The organism is Vibrio sp. 10N.222.55.B11, from assembly GCF_041473705.1.
Lineage (GTDB): Bacteria > Pseudomonadota > Gammaproteobacteria > Enterobacterales > Vibrionaceae > Vibrio > Vibrio crassostreae_C.
On sequence record NZ_JBFRST010000102.1, the window covers coordinates 1 to 337 of the forward strand.

Annotated in this window: 1 protein-coding gene; it reads left to right on the forward strand. The window is 43.6% G+C overall.

Annotated features, from left to right (window positions below):
* A partial coding sequence (locus AB4503_RS24705) for an ISAs1 family transposase (protein WP_372115868.1) occupies positions 1-327 on the forward strand: 327 nt, incomplete at its 5' end.
* Positions 328-337: the final 10 nt, after the last annotated feature.

A 337-nucleotide genomic window follows, 5' to 3' on the forward strand; every position in this document is an offset into this window, starting at 1 on the left:
GAAGGTGATAAGCCAGCAGAAACAATGCAAATCAAGCACTACATAAGCTCAGCAAAACTAACGGCTAAAGCTTTACTAGAGAGCACGCGAGCACATTGGAGCATTGAAAATCAGATGCACTGGCGATTAGACGTTGGTTTTAAAAAAGATGAATGTCGGATACGTCGAGAGCAAGCCGGTGAGAATTTAGCAGTTATAAGACATATAGCTTTAAATCTGCTGACGGAAGAAATCAGCTTCAAAGCAGGGATCAAAAGAAAGCAGAAAAAAGCGAACCGCAATAACGCTTACCTTTCGCAAGTCCTTGCAGGGCAAGGGGCTTCGTAATCTTGCCCTG